Origin of the sequence: Streptomyces fradiae ATCC 10745 = DSM 40063 (genome assembly GCF_008704425.1) — a bacterium.
In the GTDB taxonomy this organism is placed as follows: domain Bacteria; phylum Actinomycetota; class Actinomycetes; order Streptomycetales; family Streptomycetaceae; genus Streptomyces; species Streptomyces fradiae.
In genome coordinates, this window is sequence record NZ_CP023696.1 from 814,843 (window position 1) to 841,236 (window position 26,394).

Below are 26,394 nucleotides of genomic sequence, written 5' to 3' on the forward strand. Positions count from 1 at the left end.
TGCGGGCCGGCGGGGCGGGTCGGACGGGTCGGCCCGTGCCCGGTGGCCGGAGGGGCTCGGTGGGCGCAGGGGAAGGGGGCCCGGTCAGGCGCGAGGAGCGGCCGGGCCCGTCAGACGGCGGGTGTACGCCTCGACGAGCCGGGCGCGGGAGTCGTCGAGGTAGGCCGCGAGGAGGCGTTCGGCCGCGGTGCGCTCGCCCGCCCTGAGGGCGTCCAGGATCTCGCGGTTGCGCACGAGGTACGGCTCGTGCAGGGTGCGCGGGTCGTCCACCACGTGGAAGGCGAGGCGGAGTTCGGCGAGGACCCCGCGCATCAGTTCGTCGGTGCGCTCGCTGCCCGCCAGGGCGACGAGCTCCCGGTGGAAGTGGATGTTGGCGGTCGAGACGCCCCTCCAGTCGCTGGCGCGGGCGTGCCGCTCCCCCTCCGCGACGGCGGCGGCCAGGCCGTCGAGGCGGAAAGGCGGATCGCCCAGGTCGTGCAGGACCGCGCACTCGACCAGCTGCCGGGTGCGGTAGATGTCGACGACGTCACCGACGGCCAGCACCCTGACGAAGACGCCCCGGTTGAGTTCGTGGACGAGCAGGCGTTCGTGGGTGAGCAGGCGGAACGCTTCGCGCAGGGTGTTGCGGGAGACGCCGAGGGCGCCGCCGATGGCGTCCTCGGGAAGCCGCGTGCCGGGCGGGAAGTAGCCCTCGGCGATACGGGTGCGCAGGATGTCCGCGACGCGCTCGGCCGTGCTCGTGCGCCCCAGCAGGGGCCGGTCGGCGGCCAGGCCGTCGGCCACGCCCCCGCCTTCGTCCGCTTCCGTTCGCCTGCCGCCCGCACTCACGCGGTCGCCTCGCGCTCGCGGCACGTCGCCGCCTCCCTCCGGTGGATTCCCGCCCCCGCTCGGCGGACGGTCGTCCGCGCCTCCGCTCTCCGTCACCGCCGGCACCTCTCCCCTCGTCCGCGGCCACCGCGTCCGCCCCGCCGCACCGGGACGCCGGGACGCCATGCCGGGACGCCGGAACGCCGGAACGCTCGGCATCGCCCGCGTCGCCGACGGGTCGTGGAGGCCGTCGCGGACATCGTAGAGAACGGGTTATCCACAGGCCTTGTCGGATCGTTCAACGATCCTCTACCTTCGTCGTCACCGAACGTCCCCACTCGAGCACGCTCCTCACCCACTGCGAGGTGCAGATGAGTACGGCCCGGACCGAACCGGCCTCGACGGGGCAGCCGCCGGACCGCGAGCGCCCCTTCGCCTGGCTGCGCGCCCTGGGGCCGCGCGGGAGGCGCGCCTTCGCCGGCGCCTTCGGCGGCTACGCCCTGGACTCCTACGACTTCTTCACGCTGCCGCTGGGCATGGTGGCCATCGCCGCCCACTTCGGGCTGGACAGCGGCCGGACCGGGCTGCTCACCACGGTCACCCTGGTCGTGTCGGCGGTCGGAGGGGCGCTCGCGGGCATACTCGCCGACCGGATCGGGCGCGTCAGGGCGCTGATGGCGACGGTGGTCACCTACGCGGTCTTCACCGTCGCGTGCGGTTTCGCGCCGAACTACGAGACGCTGCTGGTCTTCCGCGCCCTGCAGGGGCTGGGCTTCGGCGGGGAGTGGGCGGTGGGCGCGATCCTGGTCGCCGAGTACGCCTCGGCCCGGCACCGGGGGCGCACGCTCGGTGGTGTCCAGAGCGCTTGGGCGGCGGGCTGGGCGCTGGCCGTGGTCGTCTACACGCTGGTGTTCCACTTCCTGGACGCCGACACGGCGTGGCGGGTGATGTTCTGGACGGGCGCGCTGCCGGCGCTGCTGGTCCTCTACGTCCGGCGGCACGTCCAGGACGCCCCGGAAGCGGCCCGGGTACGGCGGGAGAGCGCCGAGCGCGGCTCCTTCACCGGGATCTTCCGGGCGGGGCTGCTGCGGACGACGCTCTTCGCGGTACTGCTGTCGACCGGTGTGCAGGGCGGCTACTACACCCTCGCCACCTGGGTGCCGACGTACCTCAAGGCGGAGCGGGGCCTGACGGTCGTGGGGACCGGCGGCTATCTCGCGTTCCTGATATCCGGGGCGTTCCTGGGGTACCTGACCGGCGGGTACCTCACGGACCGGGTGGGCCGGAAGGGCAACATCGTGCTGTTCGCCGTCCTGTCCGCGGTGTGCGTGGTGGCGTACACCCACATCCCGGCCGGTGCGAACGGGCTGGTGCTCGTGCTCGGCTTTCCCCTGGGGTTCTGCATGTCGGCCATCTTCAGCGGTTTCGGGTCGTTCCTGGCGGAGCTCTATCCGACGGCGGTGCGCGGCACCGGACAGGGGTTCACGTACAACACGGGGCGGGCGGTGGGAGCCTTCTTCCCGGCGCTCGTCGGCTTCCTGGCGGACGGCTGGGGCGTGGGCGGGGCCCTGGTCTTCGGGGCGGTGGCGTACGGCATCGCCGTGGTGGCCCTCCTCGGGCTGCCGGAGACACGTGGACGGGAGCTGTGGTGAACGGCGGGAGTGACGGGGCCGGCTCCGGCGGCGGGCCGGAGCGGGTGGCATCGGAGGAGACGACGGACGTGACCGGGGTGTCGATCGATCTGAACGCCGACCTCGGTGAGGGCTTCGGCCGCTGGACGCTGACCGACGACGAGCGGCTGCTGTCCGTCATCACCAGCGCCAACGTGGCGTGCGGCTTCCACGCGGGGGACGCGGTCACCATGCGTCGGGTGTGCGCCCTCGCCGTGGAGCAGGACGTCCGCATCGGAGCCCAGGTCTCCTACCGGGACCTGGCGGGCTTCGGGCGGCGCGCCATGGACGTCCCGGCGGACGAGCTCGCGGCCGAGGTGGCGTACCAGATCGGCGCTCTGGAGGTGTTCGCGCGGGCCGCCGGGGCCCGGGTGGCGTACGTGAAGCCGCACGGCGCCCTGTACAACCGGGTCGTCGGCGACGAGGAGCAGGCGCGCGCCGTGGTGGAGGGGGTGCTGCTGGCCGGCGGGCCGCTGCCCGTGCTCGGACTGCCGGGGTCGCGCCTGCACGCGTGCGCCGTGGAGGCCGGGCTGCCGGTCGTGGCGGAGGCCTTCGCGGATCGCGCGTACACGGCGGACGGCACACTCGTGCCGCGGGGGCGGGAGAGCGCGGTCATCCACGACCCGGACACGGTCGTGGAACGGTCCCTGGCCATGGCCCGCTCCAGGACGGTGACCTCCCACTGCGGGCGGACGCTGTCCGTGCGGGCCGCCTCGCTGTGCCTGCACGGGGACACCCCGGGGTCGGTGGAGCTGGCCCGCCGGGTGCGGGCCCGGCTGGAGGAGGCGGGCGTGCGGGTGGAGGCGTTCACATGAGGGCCCTGGAGGTGGGCGAGCGGGCGCTGCTGCTGGAGTTCGAGCGCGGTGAGGAGGCGCGGGCGTTCCACGCCGAGCTGCTGCGCAGGCGCGCCGCGGGCGCGCTGCCGCGCATACGGGAGATCGTTCCGGCCGAGCGGACGGTGCTGCTCGACGGGGTGACCGACCCGGCGCGGCTCGCGGCCCGGGTGGCGGGCTGGGCGGCCCCGCCGCTGGACGCCCGGGAGGGCCCGTTGGTGGAGGTCCCGGTCCGGTACGACGGCCCGGACCTGGACGAGGTCGCGGCGCTGTGGGGCGTGGCCCCCGCGGAGGTCGGCCGGGTCCACGCGGCGATCGAGTACCGGGTGGGCTTCTGCGGGTTCGCGCCGGGCTTCGGGTACCTGACCGGCCTGCCGGAGCGGTTCGCCGTGCCGCGCAGGGCCGCACCGCGGACGGCCGTGCCCGCGGGTTCCGTCGCCCTGGCCGGGCCTTACACGGGCGTGTACCCGCGGGCTTCGCCCGGCGGGTGGCAGCTCATCGGGACGACCCGCGCCGTCCTGTGGGACCCGGCGCGGGAGCCGGCGGCGCTGCTGTCGCCGGGCCTGCGGGTGCGGTTCACCGAGGAGGGGGTGTGACGGACCGGGCGTTCGTCGTCGTACGGGCCGGGGCGCTGACCACGGTGCAGGACCGGGGCCGGTCCGGGCACGCGCACATGGGGGTGCCCCGGTCGGGGGCGCTCGACCCGGACGCGGCCGCGCTGGCCAACCGGCTGGTCGGCAACGGCGTGGAGGCGGCCGTGCTGGAGACGACGCTCGCCGGATGCGCGGTGCGGCCGCGGTGCGCGGTGACGGTGGCGGTGGGCGGGGCGCCGTGCCGGGTTTCCGTGGACGGGCGGCCCGTGGCGTGGGGCGCGGCGGTGCGGGTCGAGGCGGGCGCCGTGCTGGAGGTGGGCGGGGCGGAGCGGGGCGTCCGCTCGTACGTGGCGTTCGCGGGCGGTGTGGCAGCGGGCCCGGTGCTGGGCAGCCGCTCCACGGACCTGCTGTCCGGGCTGGGGCCCGCGCCGCTCGCGGACGGCATGGTGCTGCCGCTCGGGGCGGCGCCGCCGCCGGGCACCGCCCGGTACGAGGTGGCGCCGTGGCGGGGCGTGCCCGAGGAGGTCGTGCTGCGGGTGCGGCTGGGGCCGCGGGACGACTGGTTCACCGCCGGGGCGCTGCGGACGTTCGGCACGGGGGCGTACCGGGTGTCGTCGGCGTCCAACCGGGTGGGGCTGCGGCTGGAGGGGCCGCCGCTGGAGCGGGCCCGTGCGGGCGAGCTGCCCAGTGAGGGCATGGTGCTGGGGGCGGTGCAGGTGCCGCCCGACGGACGGCCGGTGGTCTTCCTGGCGGACCACCCGACGACCGGCGGGTACCCGGTGGTGGGCGTGGTCCGCGAGGCGGACCTGGCGGTGGCGGCGCAGGCGGCACCGGGGACGCGGGTGCGGTTCGTGCGGGTGGGGTGAGCATGGACGGCCGGTACCGCAGGGAGGGGCGGGGGCCGGGCCGGTCGGGCCTGAGCCGATCGGACGGCCGCCGGTCCGCCGAGGCGGGGCGGCTCCGGCCCGGTGAGCGCCGGAGCCGAGCGAAGCCCGGCCGCCCGGCGGCCCGGCCGCCCGGCGGCCTGCGCGCCGGACGCCGGTGCGGCACCGGCCTCCTTTGAACCGTTCCGGGCCGAGCCGGGCCGAGCTCGGGCCGAGCCGAGCCGGACCGAGCCGGACCGAGCCGGACCGAGCCGAGCCGGACCATTGGCCCGGCGATCGGCCGGGGCCGAGCCAAGGCGGTCGGGGCCGGGCCGGGGACCCGGCCGTCGGGGCAGCCGCGCCCGCGGACCCGGCCGTCGGCGTGGTGGGGCGGGGGACGGGCCCCGGCCGGGGAGCCGGCCGTCGGGCGGTGCGGCGGGGCGGGCGGGGCCGGGCTCCGGCGGGGGGGGGGGGGGCAGCCGAGCCCGCGGACCCGGCCGCCGGGCGGTGCGGCGGGGCCGGACCCCGCCCGGCGGGTCAGGTGGACGGGCTGTCGGGGCCCATCCGGCTGCGCACGGCGGTCTGCACCTCGTCCTCCTCCACCGGGTCGGCCGCGAGCCTGCGCAGCCGGTCGGCGACCCGTACGTCCCCGGTCTCGGCGTGCCGGGCGGCGATCTCCCGCGTCGTCTCCTCGCAGTCCCAGAGGCACTCGACGGCGAAGCCCGTCGGGAAGGTCGGGTCGGTCGCGGCGAGGGCGCGCGCCGTGCGGCCCCGCAGCTCCGAGGAGGCGGTCTCGCGGTAGACGTGCCGCAGCACGGGGGCGGCGCAGGCGATGCCGAGCCGGCCGGCGCCGTCGACGAGCGGGTACAGCGACCGCGCGTCCGGGCCGTCCGTCCGCACCGCCTGCCGCAGCGCCCCGAGGACCAGCGGGGCGTCCTGCGCGGCGCCGCGCGAGGCCAGGACCCCGCCGGCGGAGGTGCCGAGCGCGTCCGGCCGGTGCACCCAGCCCCGGGCGCGGTCGACGGCCGCGTCGCCGCACATGCGCTCGAAGGCGGCGACGGCCGCCTCGGCGACGGTGGCGGACGGACTGCTCGCGGCCGCCTCGATCAGGTCGAGGACGGCGGGGTCGCGCCCCTCCGCCAGGTAGTGCAGGGCAGCGCAGCGGGCACCGTCCGAGCCGGTGCGGGCGGCCTCCAGGATCAGCTCGCGGTCGTCCGGCCCGGCGACGGCGGTGAGGCACCGGGCGGCCGGCACGTGCAGGACGCTGCCGCGCTCCAGCCCCTGCTGGGCCCAGTCGAAGACGGCCTGCACGCTCCACCCCGGCCGCGGCCCCGCCGGCCGCATCTGCCGCTGCCAGCGGTCGAAGGAGCCCTGCTCGCGAGCGGCGCGCACCCGGCCGCCCACGGCGTCGCGCGGGTCCTCGCCCCACAGCCGCCAGGGGCGCGGCTCGAACGCGTCGCGCACGGCGGCGGCCAGCGCGGCGTCGCCCTCCGGGTCCGCCGGGAAGCGGGCCAGGACGGCGTCGGCGAGGCCGCGCAGCGCGGCGTCGTCGTCGCGCAGGGCCAGTTCGTCGAGGGCCCATGCCCAGTTGCTGCCGGTCGCAGCATAGCGGCGCAGCAGCAGCAGCGCGTCGCGGCGGCCGTACGAGGCGAGGTGTCCGAGGACGGACAGCGCGAGCCCGGTCCGGCACTCCTCGGTGTCCAGGTGGTCGTCCGCGCCGAAGAGGTGGCCCTCGACGGCGTCGAGGCCGCCGTGCAGGTCCAGGTAGAGGCGCGCGTAGTAGAGGGAGCGGTTCTCGACCTGCCAGTCCCGGCGGGGGTCGTGGAGGACGCAGTGGTCGAGGGCGGCCAGTGCCTCGGCGCGTGGCGCGGCCAGCGCGTGCAGCGTGCCGTCGCCCCTGCCCCTCTGCAGCAGGCCGAGCAGGGTGCCGCTCGGCGCTATGACGGGTTCGAACATGGAAAACGCCTCACATCAAGCTGTCGACTGGGCGGGCGCGGTCGGGTGTCCCGGAAGGACCGGGTGCGGGGACCGCCCGGTGATCGCTAGGCCGCGCGGTGCCATCGGAAACCGCCCGTCGTCCTGTGCTCAATGTCGACCATCTTCCTCTGCCTCTGCCTTCTCGTCGGTGGCCCCCTGTGGGCCCGTCGTCATGATGACCCAGCGTTTTCGCCGCCGCGACCACATTTACGGCACGGTGTCCGTCTGGGGTTCGCCGCCCGTTACCAGGCCGTTCACCGCGTCCCGAAGAGCTCCAGGAGCTCCGTCCTCCCGAACATGCGGGCCGTGTCCAGGGCTGACGGAGTGCCGGCCTCCGGATCGGCGCCGCCGTCGAGCAGGGCGCGGACGACGGCGTCCTCGCCCTTGAAGACGGCACCGGCCAGGGGGGTCTGGCCGCGGTCGTTGACGGCGTCGGGGTCGGCCCCGCGCGCGAGGAGGGCCGCCACGGTCGAGGCGTGGCCGTGGTAGGCGGCGAGCATCACGAGGGTGTCGCCCTTGTCGTTGCCGAGGTTCGCGGGGGCTCCCGCGTCCACGTAGGCGGCCAGGGTGTCGGTGTCGCCGCGCCGCGCGAGGTCGAAGATCCTCGACGCGAGGTCGACGACCTCGGGGTCCGGGGTCTCGCTCATCGGGTCGCCCTTCCTGCCGTTCGCGCTCCGTTGCCGTGCGTACGGCGAGGTCAGCCGTACGAGTGAACCGACAGGGTACTGCCCCGCCCGGTCGGTGTCCGCTGTCCGCCGACCAAGTGAAAAGGGAGCTTATTCACTCGAATGCACCTTTTGTCATATAGATCCTTGCCGTGAGCTTGGAATGACTCATGGTGACTGTCCCCTCAACCAGGAGAAACCGTCATGATCCTGTCCATCTCAGGCGTGGTTCTGCTCGGCATCATCGTCTTCCTCTTCTTCAAGAAGGACGGGCTCAAGGCGTCCCACGCCCTCGTCTGCGCGCTGTTCGGCTTCTACCTCGCGGGCACCGCCATCGCTCCGAGCATCACGGCGGGCGGGCAGAGCCTCGCCGGCCTCCTCGGCGGCATCAACTTCTGACGCCGCCAGGCACCGGCGGCCCCCGCGGCCCCGCGAACCCGGACCCCGCGACCCCGCGGCTTCCACGATCACGATCAGGAGACGACGTGGCACGGCGACCACTCCCCCGCATTCTGAGCAGCGGCAGCGCGTCGATCGCCCGCAGCCGAGAGATCGCGCGCTCGGCCGCCGACGGCGCCACGGACGTCCTGCACCCGCTGATCACGGTCTCGCGGGGGCTGCGGAAGCTTGCGGCGGCCGGGCGCGCCCGCTGGGCGGCCACCCCCAAGGAGCGGCGCGGTCCCACGCTGTTCCTGGCCGCCGCGTGCGTCCTGGGGGTCGTCCTGCTGCCGTACGGGCCGCTGCTGGCGCTCGTGTCGGTGATGGGCGCGGCGGCGTGGAAGGGACGCGAGCGCCCCGCGCCCCGGCCGGGGCCCGACGAGACCGGCAAGGAACGGCTGCGGGTGCTGTACGAGGCGCTGGTGCCGCACTTCTCCGCGCCCGGCGACCCCGACCCGCTCTTCGCCCACGGCGGCGACTGGACCCGCGCCTTCGGCGACCACACGTTCGACGCGGACGGCAGGCCGGTCCGGCTCCGCGTCGCGTACCCGGCGTACTTCCCGGACGGCGACCCGGCCGCGCGGGCCCGGATCGAGCGGCTGCTGCACGCCAAGTCGGGCCGGGGCCGCGAGTACCGCTTCGACTGGGACGAGGAGGGCAACCGGCTGCTGATGACCGTGCCGCCGCCGCTCGCGCCGCCGGTGGCCGCGCAGCGGTTCGTGACGGTGCCCGGGGAGACGGTGCTCGGCTTCACGGACGCCGACGCCGTGCGGCGGACGGTTCCGGTCCGGGACGGCGACACGGTGCGGGACGCCCCCGCCGTGGTGTGGCGCACGGGGCCGCGCTCGACGGAGCCGCACCTGATGGTGGTGGGCCAGCCCGGCGGCGGGGTGAGCACCCTGCTGCGATCCGTGGCGCTCCAGGCCCTCGCCCACGACGCGGAGGTGCTCGTCCTGGAGGGGTTCGGGACGGGAGAGTACGCCTGCCTGGCGGGCCGCGCGGGTGTGCTGGGCGTCGAGTGCGGGCCGACCGGCGCGCTGGACGCCCTGGAGTGGGCCGCGCACGAGACGGAGCGGCGCCTGGCCGCCGCCCACGAGGCCCGGCGGGCGGGCGGGGCGGCGCCGCCGGAGACGCGCAGGCCGCTGTGGATCCTCCTGGACCGGCCGACGGTCCTGGCCGACCTGGCCGCCGCCGAGGGGCGCACGGGCCCGCACGAGCTGCTCCAGGTGCCGCTGCGGCACGGGAGGGCGGCGTGCGTGACGGTGGTGCTGGCCGAGCAGTTCGACACCGTCGACGCGCTGGGCGAGGGCGTGCGGGCCCATCTCCGGGCGCGCGTGGCGCTCGGCTCGGCCCCCGCCGGGCAGCTGGCCGCGGTCCTGGGCGCGCCGCCCCGCACGACGGCGCCGCCCGAGGTCCCGCCGGGCCGGGGATACGCGCGCCTGGGCACCGGCGAGGTCCTGCGCGTCCAGGTCCCGGCCACGCCCGACCCGTACGACGAGGCGGCCCCGGAGGCGCACCGCCGGGCGGTACTGGACCTGCTGCCGGAGCGGCTGGTGCGGGAGGGCGCCCCCGTGGCGGACCCGGCCACCGCGACGGAGGCCGCCTGCCCCGCCGACGGGACGGCGCCCGTGCCGAACTGACCGGCGGCGCCGCCTCCGGGGCGTCCACGGCGGGGCGCCCACCTCGGGGCGCCCCGAAGGCGCCCCGGCCCCGCCCGTCCGCGCCCCGTCGGGCACCGCCCCGTCACGCCCCGCGATACCGGGTGCACCACCCCGCACCACCCCGCACCACCCCGCCCCGTCCCGTCAGGCGCGCCCACCCGCCCCCTACGGCTCCGCCCCGGCGGACCGCGCCACGTCCTGCCCCGCCCCGCCCCGCGCCGTCAGGCGACGAACGTCCGGGGCTCCTCCGCCACCGGCCCGCCTGCCGCCCCCGACCGGACCATGCGGGCGGCGGCGGCCAGCCGGACCGCAGCCTCGTCGGCGACCGCCCCGCCCACGGTGAACGGCAGCCGCACGTACCCCTCGAAGGCGCCGTCCACGCCGAAGCGGGGCCCCGACGGGACGCGCACACCGACCCGCTCCCCCGCCTCCGCCAGCCGCGAGCCGGACAGGCCGCCGGTGCGCACCCACAGCGTGAGCCCGCCGCGCGGCACCTCGAACTCCCAGCCCGGCAGTTCGCGCCGGACGGCCGCGACCAGCGCGTCCCGGTTCTCGCGGGCCTGGGCGCGCCGCAGGGCGACCGCCGCCTCCCAGCCGTCGCCGCCCATCAGCCAGTTGACGGCCAGCTGCTCCAGGACGGGCGTACCCAGGTCGGCGTAGGCGCGGGCGGCTACGAGCGAGCGGATGACGTCCGGCGCGGCGCGCACCCAGCCGATCCGCATGCCCGCCCAGAACGCCTTGCTGGCCGATCCGACCGTCAGCACCGTGCTGCCCGCCGGGTCGAAGGCGCAGACGGGGCGCGGCATCCGGGCGCCGTCCTCCAGGGACAGCTCCGACATGGTCTCGTCGACCACCAGGACGGTGCCCGCCGACCGGGCCGCGTCGACCAGGGCGCGGCGCTGCTCCTCGTCGGCGAGGGCGCCGGTCGGGTTGTGGAAGTCGGCCACGACGTACGCCAGCCGCGGCGCGGCGTCCCGCAGCACCTGCCGCCAGCGGGGCAGGTCCCAGCCGGTGAGCCCCTCCGCCATGGCGACCGGCACCAGCCGGGCCCCGGCCTCCCGCATGAGCTGGAGGATGTTGGCGTACGACGGGGACTCCACCGCGATCCGCTCGCCCCGCCCGGCGAACAGGTGGCAGATGGCGTCGATGGCGCCCATCGCCCCGGTCGTCACCATGATCTGCTCGGGCATCGTGGGGATGCCGCGCGCGGTGTACCGGTCGGCGAGGGTGCGCCGCAGCGCGGGCAGGCCCGCCGGGTAGTCGCCGTGGGTGTGCGCGTAGGGCGGCAGTTCCTCCAGGGCGCCCTGGAAGCCGCGGCTCAGCCACGGCTCGGGCGCGGGGAGCGCCGCGCAGCCGAGGTCGATCATCGAGCCGAGCGACTCGGGCGGCAGCGGTTCGAGGCCGCGGGCGGGCAGCGGGTTGCCGGCGGGCACCGTCGTCCAGCTCCCGGCGCCGCGCCGGGACTCCAGGAAGCCCTCCGCGCGCAGCGCCTCGTAGGCAGCGGCGACCGTGGTGCGGCTCACCGAGAGCGCGAGGGCCAGCTCGCGCTCGGCGGGCAGCCGGGCGGCGACGGGCACGCGGCCCTCCAGGACGAGGAGGCGGATCCCGTCCGCCAGCGCGCGGTACGCGGCGGGCCGGCGCGTACCGGGGCCGGCGGGCCGGGGCTGCTGGGCGGTCAGCTGGCGGGCGAGCTGGGCGGGCCCCACCGCCGAAGTCCACTGGGCCATGACTTCAGTCCACCTTCCTCGGATTGGCCATGGATGACATCCATTGGCACCCAAGAGAGTGTCACAGGCCAGTCCACCACACCACCACTCCGGGGGTCGCCTTGTCCCGATCGTCGTCCCAGGCCGCCGCCTCCCAGGCCGCCGCTCCCGCCGGGCGGGCTCCCCGCTCCGGCCGGGGCCGGGCGTCCCGGCCCCGCCGCGGCCGGGCGTCCCGGCGCATACCGCGCCGGCTCTCCCAGCTCGTCGCCGGCCTGCTGCTGTACGGCGCCAGTTCGGCGCTGCTGGTCCGCAGCGGCCTCGGCCTGGAGCCGTGGAACGTCCTCCACCAGGGCCTGTCGAAGCTCACCGGCCTGTCGATCGGCACCGTCGTGACGATCATGGGCGGCGTGGTCCTGCTGCTGTGGATCCCGCTGCGCCAGAAGCCGGGCCTCGGCACCGTCGCGAACGTCCTGCTGATCGGCGCGGCCATGGACGCCACCCTCGCCGTGGTGCCGGACGCCGGGAACCCGGCGGCGCGCGTCGCCCTCATGATCGCCGGAGTCGTCCTCAACGGCCTGGCGACCGGCCTCTACATCGCCGCGCGCTTCGGCCCCGGTCCGCGCGACGGCCTCATGACGGGGCTGCACCGGGTGACCGGGCGCTCGATCCGCCTGATCCGCACCCTGCTGGAGCTGGTCGTCGTCGCGACCGGCTTCCTCCTCGGCGGCTCCCTCGGGATCGGCACGATCGTGTACGCCCTGGCCATCGGACCGCTCGCCCAGCTGGCACTGCGGCTGTGCGCGATCCCCGGGGAACCCCCCGCCGACGCGGCCCCCGCCCCGGACGCCTCCTCCGCCCCGGAACCCACCCCCACCCCAGGGCCCGCCCCCGCCCCGGCCGCCGGCGGCGCCCTCCCGGACGCGGTGCCCGGCGGCACCCCCGCCACCTAGGGCCGGACCCCCCGCAACACCACCGCCACCCGGAAGTCACCGGATCGGGTGATACTTCCGCGGTGACCCGCCTTCCGGACCCCACCCCGCGCCCCCGCCCCCGTCCCCTCCCGCGTCCGCGCCACCCGTACCTGGACCATCCCTCCCCCATCCCCTTCGCCCACCGGGGCGGCGCGGCGGACGGGCTGGAGAACACCGCCGCCGCGTTCCGGCGGGCCGCGGACGCCGGCTACCGCTACTTCGAGACCGACGTGCACACCACGGCGGACGGCAGGCTCGTCGCCTTCCACGACCCGACCCTGGACCGGGTGACCGACGCGCGCGGGCGCATCGCGCGCCTGCCGTGGAGCGCGGTGCGGCGGGCAAGGGTGGCGGGCCGCGAGCCGCTGCCGCTCTTCGAGGAACTGCTGGAGGAGTTCCCCGACGCCCGGTGGAACGTCGACCTGAAGGCCGAGTCGGCGCTCGAACCCCTGGTGTCCCTGGTCCGCCGGGCGAACGCCTGGGACCGGGTGTGCGTCGGCTCGTTCAACGAGGGCCGGGTGGCCAGGGCGCGCCGCGCGGCCGGCGAGCGGCTGGCCACGTCCTTCGGGGTGCGCGGCGTGGTGGGGCTGCGGCTGCGCTCGTACGGGATACCGGCGGCGCTGCGCGCGGGCGCCGTGGCCGCGCAGGTGCCCGAGGCGCAGGGGGGCGTCCGGGTGGTGGACCGGCGCTTCGTCCGCGAGGCCCACGCGCGCGGGCTCCAGGTGCACGTCTGGACGGTCAACGACCCGGCGCGGATGGAGGCCCTCCTGGACCTTGGCGTCGATGGCATCATGACCGATCATCTGGAGACGCTGCGCACGGTGCTCACGGGCCGGGGGGCGTGGGGGTGACCCGGCGCCGGCCGGGGCCGGGACGAACGAGGGGGCGCGTGTGACCGCCGAGACCGCCGACCGCGGCGAGGACACCGCCGCGCCGCCACCGCCGCCCGACCGCAGGCGTGAACAGCGGGGCTGGTACTTCTACGACTTCGCGTGCTCGGTGTACTCCACCAGCGTCCTGACGGTGTTCCTGGGGCCGTACCTGACGTCGGTGGCCAAGGCGGCGGCGGACGCGGACGGCTTCGTGCACCCGCTGGGCATACCCGTGCGGGCGGGGTCGGTCTTCGCGTACTCCGTCTCCCTGTCGATCGTCCTCGCGGTGCTGGTGATGCCGCTGGCGGGGGCGGCCGCCGACCGTACGGGGCGCAAGAAGCCGCTGCTGGCGGCCGCCGCGTACGTCGGGGCGGGCGCGACGGCGGGCATGTTCTTCCTGGACGGCGACCGGTACCTGCTGGGCGCGCTGCTGCTGGTCCTCGCCAACGCGTCGCTCGCCGTGTCGATGGCCCTCTACAACGCGTACCTGCCGCAGATCGCCGAGCCGGACGAGCGGGACGCGGTGTCGTCGCGCGGCTGGGCCTTCGGCTACGCCTCCGGCGCCCTGGTGCTGCTGCTGAACCTGGCGCTGTACACGGGGCACGCGTCGCTGGGGCTGACGGAGTCGGAGGCGGTGCGGATCTGCCTGGCGTCGGCCGGCCTGTGGTGGGGCGCCTTCACGCTGGTGCCGCTGCGGCGGCTGCGGGACCGGCGGGTCGCGCGGGACGGGGCGGGCGCGGTCGGGTCGGGATGGCGGCAGCTCAGGGCGACGCTGCGGGACATGCGGCGCCACCCGCTGACGCTGGCGTTCCTCCTGGCGTACCTGATCTACAACGACGGCGTGCAGACCGTGATCAGCCAGGCGTCCGTGTACGGCTCGGAGGAGCTGGGCCTGGAGCAGACGACGCTGATCACCGCGGTGCTGCTGGTGCAGGTCCTGGCGGTGGCGGGGGCGCTGGGGATGGGGCGGCTGGCCCGCTCGTACGGGGCGAAGCGGACGATCCTCGGGTCGCTGGCCGTGTGGACGGCGATCCTGGCCGCCGCGTACTTCCTGCCGGCCGGGGCTCCGGTCTGGTTCTACGCGCTGGCGGCGGCGATCGGCCTGGTCCTGGGCGGGAGCCAGGCGCTGTCGCGCTCGCTCTTCTCGCACCTGGTCCCGCGGGGCAAGGAGGCCGAGTACTTCTCGGCGTACGAGATGAGCGACCGGGGCCTGAGCTGGCTGGGGCCGCTGGTCTTCGGACTCGCCTACCAGCTGACCGGCAGCTACCGTGAGGCGATCATCTCGCTGGTGCTGTTCTTCGCCGTCGGGTTCGTGCTGCTGGCGCGCGTGCCGGTGCGGCGCGCGGTCGCGGCGGCGGGCAACCCGGTGCCCGAGCGGATCTGATCGCATGGCGGTCCCGTTTAGACGGCGGACCGAAAGGGCGGTAGTGTACGCCTTTGGCCTGCCAGGCGGACCGTTACTGCGTGCGCAGTATACGACAGCCCTGGGTGACATCTCCTGCCAGATGTGACAAACCGGGCACTGGTGGGTACAAAAGGGGCGGCACGACGGGCGACGCATGACCCGCAACGGGAATCTTCACCGCCGACCGGACGTTGACCGGATGACGACGACAGCGACACCTGTCCTGTGGGCGACAAGCCCGGGAGGCACGATTCATGAGTGAGCGAGCTCTTCGCGGCACGCGCCTCGTGGTGACGAGCTACGAGACCGACCGCGGCATCGATCTGGCCCCGCGCCAGGCGGTGGAGTACGCATGCGAGAAGGGGCATCGCTTCGAGATGCCCTTCTCGGTCGAGGCGGAGATCCCGCCGGAGTGGGAGTGCAAGGTCTGCGGGAGCCAGGCGCTCCTGGTGGACGGCGACGGCCCCGAGGAGAAGAAGGCGAAGCCCGCGCGTACGCACTGGGACATGCTGATGGAGCGGCGCACCCGCGAGGAGCTGGAGGAGGTGCTGGCCGAGCGGCTGGCGGTCCTGCGCTCCGGCGCCATGAACATCGCCGTGCATCCGCGCGACAGCAGGAAGTCCGCGTGACGGTCTAGCACCGGCCCGCGCGCGAGAGCCGCGGGGTGCGGTACGCATCGACGTACCCGCCCCGCGGCTTTCGCACGCCCGGATGCGGGGCCCGCCCCGGGGGGATGGCCGTGCCGGGCGTGCGTCGTGTCGACGAGGACGGACTCCAGGACGGGGCGGGGGCCCGGGAGCCGGTCCGGTGAAGCAGGTCCTCCACACCGCCCCGGTAAGCGATCACGGCGAGGGCCCCTCGGAGGTCGAGCGCTTCGCCGAAGAAGCGAGTGGACTCGTCCTTCCGAGGGCGGTCCCGCGCCGGATCCGCCCGGATGAGCGGGTCGGAGGCAACGGCGTACGCACCGGCCCGCCGCGCCCTGTCCGTGCCCGGGGCCGCCTCCGGGCGGGACGGCGGCCGACGGCGAACGCGGGCCGAGGCGGGGTCAGGGGGTCAGCGGGGGGCGCGGGCCGCGGGGACCCGCCGGGTCCTCGGGGGTGTCGCGGATGACCTCGCCCTGGACGACCTTGCCGTCCGGCCGGTGGACGCGCGCCTGCCGCAGGAGCGTGCCCATGCGCCGGTCGAGGGTCCGCTCCGCGTACCGCGCCGCCGCCGTGCGGACCGGCGGGAGGAGCAGCAGGAGGCCCAGCGCGTCGGAGGCGAGGCCCGGCAGCATCAGCAGGAGGCCGCCGAGCATCAGCATGCCGTTGCCGTCCCCGCCCTTCCCGGGCGCCGCCGGGACACCGCCCGCCTGCTGCCGCTGGAGCGTCTGCGTGAGGGTCGTGAAGGCCCGGCGCCCCGCCCGCTTCACCACGGCCGCGCCGAGGAGTCCGCCGCCCACCAGCAGGGCGAGCACGACGAGGGCGCTCGACGCGTCCGCCACCAGGGTCAGCAGCCAGATCTCCAGCACGAGCCAGGCGGCCAGGCCGAGGGGAACGAGGGTGCGGGCGCGCGAACGCCCGCGGGTCGGAGGCAGCGGTGCACCGGTCGTCATGCACCCCAGTGTGCCTGGGCCCGTGACAAGACCGCGTAAGGGTCCCGCCGCTTCCCGGAGCCCGGGCGCCGGCCGCCCCACAGGACCGCGCCCGCCCGCGGGTGGCGGTCCCGCGCCCGGAAGCCCGGACCCGCGCCCGGCGTTCCCGGACGCGCCCGTGCCCGGCGGGCACGGGGCCGGCCCCGCGCCCGGGTGGTCGTCCGCCCGGACGGCGGGGTCAGCGCCGCTCGCGGCCGTCCAGGGCCCCGTGGCCGGCCTCCCGGCTCTCCCGCGCACCGCGGTCGGCCGGCGAACCGCCCCCCGGCAGCGGCTCGCGGCCCGCCAGCCGGCCGGCGCGGGAGGTCACGCCCCAGGAGGTGACCCGCCACAGCGCCTCGACGACGATGTCCCGGCTCATCTTGGAGTCGCCGTGCTCGCGCTCCACGAACGTGATGGGCACCTCCACCACGTGGAACCCGGCAGCGACCGCCCGGCGCGCGAGGTCGATCTGGAAGCAGTAGCCCTGCGAGGCCACGTCCTCCAGCCCCAGGCCCCGCAGCGTGTCCGCGCGGAACGCCCGGAAGCCGCCCGTGACGTCGCGGATCGGCACGCCCAGCATCAGCCGCGAGTAGACGCTGGCGCCCCGCGACAGGTACTCGCGCGACTTCGGCCAGTTCACGATCCGGCCGCCGGGGATCCAGCGGGAGCCCAGGACGAGGTCGGCGCCCTTCAGCGCGGTGAGGAGCCGGGGCAGCTCCTCCGGCCGGTGGGAGCCGTCGGCGTCCATCTCCACCAGGACTCCGTAGCCGCGCTCCATGCCCCAGCGGAAGCCCGCCAGGTACGCCGCGCCGAGGCCCTCCTTGCCCTTGCGGTGCAGCACGTGGACGTGCGGGTCGCGGGCGGACAGCTCGTCGGCGATCCCGCCGGTGCCGTCCGGGCTGTTGTCGTCGGCGACGAGGATGTGCGCGTCCGGTACGGCTTTGCGTACCCGGGAGACGATCGGCCCGATGTTCTCCGCCTCGTTGTAGGTCGGAATGATCACCAAGGCACTGCCCAGCGGTCCGTACCGCCGCTGACTCTGACCGTCGTCTTTCACTGCTGCCCCTTATGTGTAAGCGCGAGTGCCCACCATAGCGAGCCGGCCGCACGGGCGAAGGCCGCGTCGGAGCGCGGGGGGACGGGGCCCGGAGGACGGGGGCCCGGAGGACGGGACGGAGCGGGGGGCGGGGCGCGTACGGCCCGCACGGGGGCCCGGCGTCCTTCGGGCCGACCTTGGGGCCCGCTGGCTGCGGGTCGTCCGAGAGCCGTTGTCTACTGAACGTCCGGGCCCCACCGGGTCTCACCCCGCCCCGGCTCCCGCGAGCCGGGGGACGCCCGGCCGGGGCCCCGCCCGCCGCGTGGCGCTGGTACTGAACCTGGCTCCCTGCGGTGGTGCGCCGGTGCGGCACACCACCCCGCGATCCAGCGGCGCTCCGCGGCCGGGTCGAGGCTCTGCTCGGCCGGTCGGACGTCCGTGGTGGACCCGCCGAACCTACCGGCCGCTCACCGCTGCCTGTCAACACCCGCGCGACCTGCGGTGTTCGGATGAACGCCCAGGTCAGAGACGAAGATCCGCAGGTAGTGACGGAACGCCCGGCGCGCCGCCCGCCGGCCGCGCCCCGCCCATCTCACTCGTTCGGTCGTACGAACACCGTCCGGCCGCCGACCACCGTGCGCAGGCACACCGGCAGCGGGCCGCCCGGCGTGAGGTCGGGCAGGCCGGGCGTGCCGGAGCGGGGGTCGGTGGACCAGCGGGCCACCCGGTCGTCGGGAGCCTGGACGACCAGCTCGCCGGCGCGCCAGACGGCGTAGTCGGCGGGCGCGCCGGGCACGAGGACCCCCGCGTCGTCCCGGCCGACGGCCCGCCAGCCGCCGCGCGTGTGGGCGGTGAAGGCGGCCCGGACGGAGACGCGGTGCGCGGGCGTCCGGTGGAACGCGGCGGCGCGGACGGTCCCCCACGGGTCGAGGGGGGTGACCGGGCTGTCGGAGCCGAAGGCGAGCGGCACGCCGGCGCGCAGCAGCGCCGCGTACGGATTGAGGGTGCGGGCCCGCTCGACGCCGAGCCGCTCGGCGTACATGCCGTCGTCACCGCCCCAGGCGGCGTCGAAGGCGGGCTGCACGGAGGCGGTGAGGCCCAGTTCGGCGAAGGCGGCGATCGTCTCGGGGGTGAGCATCTCGGCGTGCTCGACGCGGTGCCGGGCGGCGCGGACGCGGTGCAGGCCGGTCTTCTCGGCGGCGGCCCGGACGCCGTCCACGACGGCGGTCACCGCCGCGTCGCCGATGGCGTGGAAGCCGGCCTGGAGCCCGGCCTCGGTGCAGGCGGCCACGTGGGCGGCGACGGCGGCCGCGTCGAGGTGGGCCGTGCCCGTGTGCGCGGCGTCGGCGTAGGGCTCGTGGAGGCAGGCCGTGTGGGAGCCGAGCGAACCGTCGGCGAAGAGGTCGCCTGCGGCGCCGTGCGCGCCCAGCTCGCGGATCCGCCGGACGTCCGCGGGGCCGGCGACGGCCTGCGCCCAGTAGCCGACGACACGGGGCAGCGGCTCCTCGCGCGCCAGCCTCAGCAGGGCGGTGAAGTCCTCCTCGTCGGAGATCTCGGGGCCGCCGCACTCGTGGACCGTGCCGATGCCGAGGGAGGCGGCGTGCCGCAGCGCGGCGCGCTGCGCCTCGGCGCGCTGGGCGGGCGTGATCGCCCCGTGCGCGGCGGCCCGTACGGCGTGGTGGGCCGCACCGGTGAGGGGCGCGTCGGGGTGGTGGCCGTCGAGGGCGGTGACGCCGGGCACGAGGTCGAGCAGGGCGGTGGTGACGACGGCGGAGTGCACGTCGACGCGCGGGAGGTACAGGGGGCGTCCCCCGGTCGCCTCGTCCAGTTCCGCGCGGGACGGGGGACGCCGCTCGGGCCAGCGCGCCGCGTCCCAGCCGTGCCCCAGCAGGACCTTGTCGCCCGGCCGGGCGGCCGCGAACCGCCGTACGAGACCGAGCGCCTCGCCGAGGGTGCGGGCGCCGGACAGGTCGAGGCCGGTCAGGGCGAGCCCGGTCGCGGTGGTGTGCACATGCGCGTCGGTGAACGCCGGGGTGACCAGGGCGCCTTCGAGGTCGACCACCTCGTCGACACCGGAGGCGAAGGCGTCGGCCGCTCCCTCGGAGCCGACCCAGGCGACGTGGCCGCGCTCGACCACCATCGCGGTGGCGAAGGGGTCGGCGGGGCTGTGGACCTCCCCGCCGCGCAGCAGCAGGGTGGGGGGCTCCCCGGCCCGGTCGGGGTCGAGGGCCTGGGGGTCGTGTGCGCGCTCGGTCATGGTGACCAGCGTAGACAGCACCGCGGCCCCCACCCTGCCGGGGGCGGCGGGGCCCTGCCGACCGGCCCGCGCAGCTCGCGCGCACGCCCGCACGCCCGCACGCGCGTGGGCGCGTGGGCGCGTGGGCGCGCGTACGGGGGCGCGTCCGTGGGCGGGCGCGTACGCGCGGTGTATGCGGCATGGGGGCGGCGGCCCGGCCTGGCTCGGTCGAGTCGGCCGACGCGGGGGGGGAGACGCCGGTCACCGGGCTGGAGCCGCGCGGGCGGGGCATGGCGCCGGTCCCGTACGGGGTCGCGCCCCGCGGTTTCGCGGGGCGCGGGCCGACGCGGGACCTCCGCGGCGGAACGGGCCAGAGGCGAACAGGGACGGACGCGGAACGGGGTCAGACGCGCGGGGGCCTCGACTCGTACGGGGTGGAGAGGACGACCGTGGTGCGGGTGGAGACGCCGGACTGCGAGCGGATCCTGGTGAGGAGGTGCTCCAGCTCCAGCGGGGTCGCCACCCTGACCTTGAGGATGTAGTTCTCCTCGCCGGCCACGCTGTGGCACGCCTCGATCTCGGCGATGTCGGCGAGGCGGTCCGCGATGTCGTCCGGGGCGCTGGGGTCGAAGGGTTTCACCGAGATGAACGCGGTCAGCGGCAGGCCGACCGCCTCGGGGTCGACGACGGCGGCGTAGCCGCGGATGACGCCACGCTGTTCGAGGCGGCGGACACGCTGATGCACCGCCGAGGTGGACAGGCCCGTGGCCTTGCCCAGGTCGGTGTAGCTCATGCGCCCGTCCTTGACGAGCAACTCGACGATCTGACGATCCAGCTCCTCCATGCGGTCAACCTATTGCCCCGGCACCCCTCCGGCACAGTCGTCCGGCCGGCGGACGGCCACCCGCCGGGGTGGTGTGACCAAGGCCACACATCCATGGTCGCGGTCGTTCGGAACCGGACGGTTATCCGAGGGTCTCGCAGGGAATTGCTTGGGGTGGTCGGGGCCGCATTGCCTGGTCGGCCCACCTGAGGGGGAGATTCTCCATGCGGGAGCCCGTTGAATCGGTCGAGGCCGACGAGCCCGACGCCTACGACATGTTCGAGATGTTCCGGGTGGTCTGCCCGGACTGCGCGCAGCCCATCGCCCTGCTCGCGGACGAGGAGTTCCTGCCGGAGCACGCGCTGTGCCCGACGCCGTGGAACCCGTTCGTCCTGTCGGTGTGCTCCGGCGCCGGCCGCCCGGTGGACGACGCCCGCCCGGTCGACGAGGAGGGGCCGGAGTCCCAGGAGGGGGAGATGGGCGTCCTGCTGACGCTGCCTCAGGGGATCGACTGGCGCACCCAGCCGTTCTCGCACGTGGGCGGGCCGGGGTCCCGTCCGATCAAGGTGCGGCTCCCGCGCCTGCGCGACGCCGCGCCGCGGCTGGGCCGCGCCGCCTGACACCCGGCCGTCCGGCCGGCCCTCCGCCCCGGTGCGCACGCGCGCGACCGGGGCGCTTCGCTGTGCCGTCGCCGCCGGGCCCGCGGGCGGGCCGGGCCGTACGCCGCGCAGGCCGGACCGCACGCCGTCGGGCCACTGCGACCGGGCCGCCGTGGCCGGGCCGCCGTGGCCAGGCCGCCGTGGCCGGGCCGCCGTGGCCGGGCCGCCGTGGCCGGGCCGCCGTGGCCGGGGTGACCGGCTCACGGCGGCGTCGGCGGCTCTCGGTGTCAGCGGCTCTCGGGGCCCGCGAGGTGGCGGGCGATGACGATGCGCTGGATCTGGTTGGTGCCCTCGACGATCTGGAGCACCTTGGCCTCGCGCATGTAGCGCTCGGCGGGGAAGTCCGCCGTGTAGCCGTACCCGCCGAGCACCTGGACGGCGTCGGTGGTGACCCTCATCGCCGCGTCCGTGCAGAACAGCTTGGCCATCGCGGCCTGCCGGGAGAAGGGCCGGCCCGCGTCGCGCAGCCGGGCCGCCGCCAGGTAGAGGGAGCGGCCCGCCTCGATCTGCGTGGCCATGTCCGCGAGCATGAAGCGCAGACCCTGGAAGTCGGCGATGGGACGGCCGAACTGACGCCGCTCCCCCGCGTACGCGACGGCCGCGTCGAGGGCCGCCTGGGCGACGCCGACGGCGCAGGCCGCGATGCCCAGGCGCCCGCCGTCCAGCGCCGACAGGGCGATCGCGAAGCCCTGGCCCTCGTCGCCGATGCGGCGGGCGTCGGGGACGCGTACGCCGTCGAAGTGGAGCTGGGCGGTGGGTGAGCCCTTCATGCCCATCTTCTTCTCGGGCGCCGCGGCCGTGAGCCCCTCGGCGTCGCCGGGCACGAGGAACGCGGTGATGCCGCGCGGGCCCTCGACGCCGGTGCGGGCCATCACCGTGTAGAAGTCGGCGATGCCGCCGTGGGTGATCCACGCCTTGGTGCCCGTGATGACCCAGTCGTCGCCGTCGCGGACGGCCTTGGTGCGCAGGGAGGCGGCGTCGGAGCCGGAGGCCGGCTCGGACAGGCAGTAGCCGCCGAGGAGGCCGCCGCCGAGCATCGCCGGCAGGTGCTCGGTCCGCTGCTCCTTCGTGCCGAAGCCGGCGAGGCCGTGGCAGGCGAGCGTGTGGACGCTGGCGCCCAGGCCGACGGTGAGGCGGGCGGCCGCCAGCTCCTCCAGGACCTGGAGGTACACCTCGTAGGGCTGGTCGCCGCCGCCGTGGGCGGAGTCGTAGGGCAGGCCGAGCAGGCCGGCCTCGGAGAGGAGGGAGAAGACCTCGCGCGGGAAGTGCCCGGCTTCCTCCTCCTCGGCCGCACGGGGGGCGATCTCCCTCTGGGCGATGTCGCGTACCAGGGCCATCAGCTCCCTGGACTCCTCCGTGGGCAGCTGGCGGTCCACCGGCTGCGGGGCGCGGTCGGGCATTGCGGCGCTCTCCTCCCTGTCGGGCGCTGCGGCGGGCGCGCGAACGGGTGTGGGCGGCGCCGCCGGAACTCACTGCAGCGCCGATGCTGCCCTTCCGGATCACGGAAACGGCAGTTCAGCGGCTGTGGCGGGTCGAGTATGCCCGATCGGGTGCCTCCCGTCACCAGCGGAAAGACACCCTTCGATAACGCTCGTTCACATCCGCGCCGGCCGCGCGAGCGAGCCGGCGCGGAGAGCGGCGGGAGGGCTCACGCAGCTCCGGACGGTGGCCACGGGCACCGGACGGTCACGCGAGCCGGACACCGTGCACGCGTGCCCGGCGGGGCCCACGCGTGCCCGGCGGGTGCACGCGTGCCGGACGGGACCACCGGGGCCGCCGGGGCCGGGCGGCGGGTCAGAGGAGACCGGCGCGGGTGACGAGCATGGCGACGAGCACGACGAGGACCCAGCCGAGGACGTGCTCGAGCAGCTCGGGTCCGTCGTCCTTCGGGCCTCCGGTACGGGCGCGGAGGAGCGGAGCGGCGGCGGCGTTGGCGGTCATGGGCATCTCGCTGTCGTCGTACGGCTGTGGCCGGGGCCGGGGCTGTCCCCGTGCCCCTCCACAGTGCCAGCGGCAAACCTCCCGTGGGGCGAGACGTTGGTCACGCCCCGGCTCGCGGCGCGCCCGCCGTGCGGACGCGTCAGCGGACGCCGACGGCCGCGAGGGCGCGGCGCTGGGCGGGGGTCGCCCCGCCGGGCCGGTACAGGTGGCAGACACCGCCCGTACCACCTCTGACCTTGCCGTTCGCGTCGTAGCGCTTGGTGCGCGACTCGACGACAGCACGGCAAACCCGGACGGCCTGATTCCCTTGCACCCGGTCCTGGCCCAGCACCTCATCGACGAACCCGGCCAACCCACCCGCAAGGTCCTCGACCTCTTCCGCCGACGGCTCCTCGCCCCAACCGAGGTCTCCGGAGCAACCGACCGCTGAACCTTGGTCTCCGCCACTGTGACCATCACCTCAAATCCGCCACCCCACAATCGCCGTCTGCGACAGTCGTCGTGTGACCGATCCTCACCTCGCGGACATCTCTTTCGGCGGAGTACCGGTGCACCGGCAGCTCTCGGCAAACGCCCGTGACCTCGCCAGGCGTGTGGTGGACGAGCTCGTGGGCCAGCTGCCCGCGTACGGCGCGCTGCCTTCGGAGGAGCTGCGCAACGAGACCATGAGGGTGGCGTACCAAAGCATTCACGGCTTCGCCGAGGTGCTGCGCACCGGGGAGCTGCCGGGGCGTGAGCGGCTCGCCGTCATCCGGGAGGCGGCGGCTCACCGTGCCGAGGAGGGGCTGATGCTCGACTCGGTGATCAGTGCCTACCACCTGGGCGCGCAGGTGGTGATCGACACGTTGGCGCCGTCGGTGAGGCCGCAGGACGTACAGGACGTCCTCGCGCTGAACCGGGTGCTGATGCAGTACCTGCAGCGCGTCACGGCGGCCGGCGTGGGAGGTTATTTCCAGGAGCGGCAGGCGGCGTTCGGTGTCGAGCACTTCGCCCAGCAGGCGCTGCTGGAAGCGCTGCTGGCCGGCTCACCCGCGCGGGAAGCGGCCGACCGGGCCGGTATCGCTCTGCCGGCGCGGTTCCTCGTGCTGAGCCTGGCCGTCGACGCGCATCCGGACGAGCGGACGCCCGGCGTGGACCCGGTGATCGCCGGGCGTCGCAAACTGCGGCGGCTGCGGATGGAGCTGGAGCGGCACGTGAGCGGAGTGGTGCTGTCGGCGCTGTCCGTGGACGGTGGTTTGGCCCTGCTGCCGGTTCCGGGCGAGCCGACCGGCGAGGGCGCGGCCGGGTTGGCCGGTGACGTACCGGAGGCCATGGCGGAGTGGGTGGACGGCGTCCTCGGGCACATGATGCGGGTGTCGGGTGCGACGATCACCGCGGGGATCGTGATCGCGGCACCGGACGGTGTGCGCAACGGGGCACGGCTGGCCGACGACGTCCGCAAGGTCGCCCAGGCCGTGGGCCGCCCACCGGGACCGTACCGGCTGACGGACGTGGTGCTGGAGTACCAGCTGACCCGTCCCGGGCCCGCACTGGCACAGCTCTCCTCGCTGCTCGCACCGCTGGCCGGGAAGCCCGACCTGCTGGCGACGCTCAGGGCCTATCTGTCCAGCGGCATGGACCGGCGCGGCGCTGCGGAGCGGCTGAGCGTCCATCCCAACACCCTGGACTACCGGCTGCGGCGGATCACTGCTCTGACGGGCCTCGACGCGACCCGGCCAGCAGATCTGGCACGGGTGCAGGCGGCTATGGCGGCGTATGACGCCCCCGATTCTTTGTGACCTGTCACCAACTCCCCCGAAAACTTTCAACGGTGGAACCAAGCGGATCTCGGCCGACTCGGCCCCATCCTGGAGCGACGACTTACCTGCCGGTAACCCTCGGTTCGCGGGCGGGTAACGAGGCGAGAACCCGTCGGCATCGGGCCCGGCGGGCGTACTTCCGCTGCGTGCCGATCCCCACCTGCCGACGGCACCGAGTCCAGGAGTCGCGTCACATGAGCCGCATCACCCCCACCGCCCCTCTCCGTCCCCACAGATCCCGCATCGCCGTCACCGCGCTGACGGCCGCTATCGTGATGGGAACGGGGATCGGCCTCGCACCCGTCACGCAGGCCGTCGAGGCCCCGACGGCCGCCACCGCCTCCCAGACGCTTCCCACCACGACGCGTTTCGTCGACATCGCCGGCTACGAGGGCGTGACACTCGCCGCGAACGTCGTCGCCCCCACCGACACCAGCCGCGGCTACCCGGTCATCGTGCTCCCCACGAGCTGGGCGATGCCGCAGATCGAGTACATCGCACAGGCGACGAAGCTGGCCGAGAAGGGCTACGTCGTCGTCTCGTACAACGTACGCGGCTTCTGGCAGTCCGAGGGCGAGATCGAGGTGGCCGGTCCCAAGGACGTCGCCGACGCCCGCAAGGTCATCGACTGGGCCCTGGCCAACACCGCCGCGGACCCCGAGCTGATCGGCATGGCCGGAGTCTCCTACGGCGCGGGCATCAGCCTGCTCACGGCCGCCCAGGACGCCCGCGTCGACGCCGTATCCGCGATGAGCGGCTGGGCGGACCTCGTCGAGTCCCTGTACAAGGGCGAGACACAGCACACGCAGGCCACCGCGATACTCGCCAGCCTCGGCTACGCGACGGGCCGGCCCAGCGCCGAGGCCGCCGAGAAGATGGAGATCATGCTCAGCGGGAAGACCGACCGCATCGACGAGGTCATCCCCTGGGCAGAGCAGCGTTCCGTCGTACACCAGGTGGACCGGCTCAACACCAACGACACCGCGATCATGCTGGCCAACGCATGGGGCGACTCGTTCTTCGCCCCCAACCAGTACGCGTCCTTCTACGAGAAGCTGAGCGGCCCCAAGCGCCTGGAGCTGCGCCCCGGCGACCACGCCACCGCGGAGGGCCTCGGCCTGCTCGGGCTGCCCAACGACGTCTGGAACAACACCTTCCGCTGGTTCGACCACCATCTCAAGGGCGTCCAGAACGGCATCGACGCCGAGGAGCCCGTCCAGCTCAAGTCGCGCTCCGGCGGCGAGTACGAGGGCTACGCGAGCTGGGCCACCGTCCCAAGCCGCACGCAGAACCTCCGGTTCAGGGACGACGAGGACATCCTCCCGCAGCTGGAGTCCGGCGCGAACGCCGGCATCTCCTTCCTGTCCAGCATGCTGGACCAGTTCGCCCGGGTCTCCCCCACGGTGTCCATCCCGTTGCTGCCCAGCATCAGCGCGGCCGTCTGGCAGACCGAGCGCTATGACACCGTCCAGAAGGTACGCGGCACGCCGACCATGCGCGCGACCGTCACCAGCAACCGGTCCGACGGCACGGTGGTCGCCTACCTCTACAGCGTGAACGGGCTCGGCATCGGCGAGCTGGTCAGCCACGGCCCCGTGAGCTTCCACGGCAAGACGCCGGGGCAGCCGTTCACCCTCGACGTCGAGATGTTCTCCACCGCCTACGACGTCCCCGCCGGAAACCGGCTCGCCCTCGTCATCGACGGTGTCGACACGCTCTACAACAACTACAACACCGCGTTCCAGGCGATCGACTTCGCGGGCGGCGCGGAACTGAACGTCCCCCTCCGCTGACCGGTGTCGCCGGACTGAGAGGCCTGCAGGCGTG

24 protein-coding genes are annotated in these 26,394 nt (G+C 75.4%); 13 read left to right on the forward strand and 11 right to left on the reverse strand.

All coding sequences use genetic code 11. The features are described from left to right. Positions 1–84: 84 nt before the first annotated feature. Positions 85–783, reverse strand: a complete 699-nt coding sequence (locus CP974_RS03445) for a GntR family transcriptional regulator (RefSeq protein ID WP_031135703.1) — start codon at positions 781–783, stop codon at positions 85–87. 395 nt (positions 784–1,178) lie between these two features. Between CP974_RS03445 and CP974_RS03450 the strand changes: the two genes are divergently transcribed. From CP974_RS03450 to CP974_RS03465, 4 genes are all read left to right on the forward strand, one after another. Beyond that, positions 1,179–2,459, forward strand: coding sequence for an MFS transporter (locus CP974_RS03450; protein ID WP_031135701.1), 1,281 nt, complete (start codon positions 1,179–1,181; stop codon positions 2,457–2,459). Between the two features lie 68 nt (positions 2,460–2,527). After that, entirely contained in the window at positions 2,528–3,292 is a 765-nt protein-coding gene (locus CP974_RS03455; RefSeq protein ID WP_031135699.1) for a LamB/YcsF family protein, read from the forward strand. Beyond that, entirely contained in the window at positions 3,289–3,906 is a 618-nt protein-coding gene (pxpB, locus tag CP974_RS03460) for a 5-oxoprolinase subunit PxpB (RefSeq protein ID WP_031135697.1), read from the forward strand. The genes CP974_RS03455 and pxpB overlap by 4 nt, the downstream gene beginning before the upstream one ends. Beyond that, positions 3,903–4,769 carry a 5-oxoprolinase subunit C family protein gene (locus CP974_RS03465; protein ID WP_031135695.1) on the forward strand — a complete coding sequence of 289 codons (867 nt, stop codon included), beginning with the start codon at positions 3,903–3,905 and terminating at the stop codon, positions 4,767–4,769. The genes pxpB and CP974_RS03465 overlap by 4 nt, the downstream gene beginning before the upstream one ends. A 534-nt stretch (positions 4,770–5,303) precedes the next feature. Here the strand turns inward: CP974_RS03465 and CP974_RS03470 are convergent. Together CP974_RS03470 and CP974_RS03475 are read right to left on the reverse strand one after the other, a co-directional pair. Continuing rightward, positions 5,304–6,722, reverse strand: coding sequence for a hypothetical protein (locus CP974_RS03470; RefSeq protein ID WP_031136519.1), 1,419 nt, complete (start codon positions 6,720–6,722; stop codon positions 5,304–5,306). Between the two features lie 275 nt (positions 6,723–6,997). Next, positions 6,998–7,390: an ankyrin repeat domain-containing protein gene (locus tag CP974_RS03475; protein ID WP_031136517.1), complete on the reverse strand. Its 393-nt coding sequence runs from the start codon at positions 7,388–7,390 to the stop codon at positions 6,998–7,000. Between the two features lie 222 nt (positions 7,391–7,612). Here CP974_RS03475 and CP974_RS03480 point away from each other — a divergent pair, with 222 nt between their 5' ends. Further along, positions 7,613–7,807, forward strand: coding sequence for a hypothetical protein (locus CP974_RS03480; protein ID WP_031136515.1), 195 nt, complete (start codon positions 7,613–7,615; stop codon positions 7,805–7,807). 86 nt (positions 7,808–7,893) lie between these two features. Further along, positions 7,894–9,486 (forward strand): hypothetical protein, encoded by a 1,593-nt coding sequence (locus tag CP974_RS03485; protein ID WP_069975559.1) that lies wholly within the window; start codon positions 7,894–7,896, stop codon positions 9,484–9,486. Positions 9,487–9,728: 242 nt separating this feature from the next. On the opposite strand, the gene CP974_RS03490 is transcribed toward CP974_RS03485, so the two are convergent. Further along, a complete protein-coding gene (locus CP974_RS03490; RefSeq protein ID WP_031136993.1) occupies positions 9,729–11,234 on the reverse strand; it encodes an SCO1417 family PLP biosynthesis transcription factor in 1,506 nt (501 codons plus the stop codon). Positions 11,235–11,335: 101 nt separating this feature from the next. Between CP974_RS03490 and yczE the strand changes: the two genes are divergently transcribed. The 4 genes from yczE to CP974_RS03510 all read left to right on the forward strand — a co-directional run bounded on the left by yczE (position 11,336) and on the right by CP974_RS03510 (position 15,090). Beyond that, positions 11,336–12,163 carry a membrane protein YczE gene (yczE, locus tag CP974_RS03495; protein ID WP_373276757.1) on the forward strand — a complete coding sequence of 276 codons (828 nt, stop codon included), beginning with the start codon at positions 11,336–11,338 and terminating at the stop codon, positions 12,161–12,163. A 62-nt stretch (positions 12,164–12,225) separates the two neighbouring features. Next, complete coding sequence (locus tag CP974_RS03500; RefSeq protein ID WP_051839356.1) at positions 12,226–13,035, forward strand: glycerophosphodiester phosphodiesterase family protein; 810 nt, start codon at positions 12,226–12,228, stop codon at positions 13,033–13,035. Positions 13,036–13,075: 40 nt separating this feature from the next. Further along, on the forward strand, positions 13,076–14,440 hold the full coding sequence (locus tag CP974_RS03505) for an MFS transporter (RefSeq protein WP_031131246.1): 1,365 nt from the start codon (positions 13,076–13,078) through the stop codon (positions 14,438–14,440). 275 nt (positions 14,441–14,715) lie between these two features. Continuing rightward, on the forward strand, positions 14,716–15,090 hold the full coding sequence (locus CP974_RS03510) for an RNA polymerase-binding protein RbpA (RefSeq protein WP_010468770.1): 375 nt from the start codon (positions 14,716–14,718) through the stop codon (positions 15,088–15,090). 416 nt (positions 15,091–15,506) lie between these two features. On the opposite strand, the gene fxsA is transcribed toward CP974_RS03510, so the two are convergent. The 4 genes from fxsA to CP974_RS03530 form a co-directional block, all read right to left on the reverse strand. Beyond that, on the reverse strand, positions 15,507–16,055 hold the full coding sequence (fxsA, locus tag CP974_RS03515) for an FxsA family membrane protein (protein WP_031131242.1): 549 nt from the start codon (positions 16,053–16,055) through the stop codon (positions 15,507–15,509). Positions 16,056–16,272: 217 nt separating this feature from the next. Further along, positions 16,273–17,076 (reverse strand): polyprenol monophosphomannose synthase, encoded by an 804-nt coding sequence (locus tag CP974_RS03520; protein WP_234327564.1) that lies wholly within the window; start codon positions 17,074–17,076, stop codon positions 16,273–16,275. 625 nt (positions 17,077–17,701) lie between these two features. Beyond that, on the reverse strand, positions 17,702–19,366 hold the full coding sequence (locus CP974_RS03525; protein ID WP_031131239.1) for an amidohydrolase: 1,665 nt from the start codon (positions 19,364–19,366) through the stop codon (positions 17,702–17,704). Positions 19,367–19,748: 382 nt separating this feature from the next. Then, a complete protein-coding gene (locus CP974_RS03530; RefSeq protein WP_031131237.1) occupies positions 19,749–20,189 on the reverse strand; it encodes an Lrp/AsnC family transcriptional regulator in 441 nt (146 codons plus the stop codon). A 203-nt stretch (positions 20,190–20,392) separates the two neighbouring features. Between CP974_RS03530 and CP974_RS03535 the strand changes: the two genes are divergently transcribed. Beyond that, positions 20,393–20,788 (forward strand): hypothetical protein, encoded by a 396-nt coding sequence (locus CP974_RS03535; RefSeq protein ID WP_031131235.1) that lies wholly within the window; start codon positions 20,393–20,395, stop codon positions 20,786–20,788. 266 nt (positions 20,789–21,054) lie between these two features. Here the strand turns inward: CP974_RS03535 and CP974_RS03540 are convergent, their stop codons facing one another. The 3 genes from CP974_RS03540 to CP974_RS29425 form a co-directional block, all read right to left on the reverse strand. Then, complete coding sequence (locus CP974_RS03540; RefSeq protein WP_031131233.1) at positions 21,055–22,227, reverse strand: acyl-CoA dehydrogenase family protein; 1,173 nt, start codon at positions 22,225–22,227, stop codon at positions 21,055–21,057. Positions 22,228–22,621: 394 nt separating this feature from the next. Further along, a complete protein-coding gene (locus CP974_RS03545; RefSeq protein ID WP_107067015.1) occupies positions 22,622–22,768 on the reverse strand; it encodes an SCO1431 family membrane protein in 147 nt (48 codons plus the stop codon). A gap of 139 nt (positions 22,769–22,907) precedes the next feature. Then, the gene (locus CP974_RS29425) at positions 22,908–23,120 is read right to left on the reverse strand and encodes a hypothetical protein (protein WP_031131231.1); all 213 of its coding nucleotides are present in this window, start codon (positions 23,118–23,120) and stop codon (positions 22,908–22,910) included. 151 nt (positions 23,121–23,271) lie between these two features. Between CP974_RS29425 and CP974_RS03555 the strand changes: the two genes are divergently transcribed. Further along, complete coding sequence (locus CP974_RS03555) at positions 23,272–24,546, forward strand: PucR family transcriptional regulator (protein ID WP_031131229.1); 1,275 nt, start codon at positions 23,272–23,274, stop codon at positions 24,544–24,546. Positions 24,547–24,761: 215 nt separating this feature from the next. Continuing rightward, positions 24,762–26,360, forward strand: coding sequence for a CocE/NonD family hydrolase (locus CP974_RS03560; protein ID WP_031131227.1), 1,599 nt, complete (start codon positions 24,762–24,764; stop codon positions 26,358–26,360). The last annotated feature ends 34 nt before the right edge of the window (positions 26,361–26,394 follow it).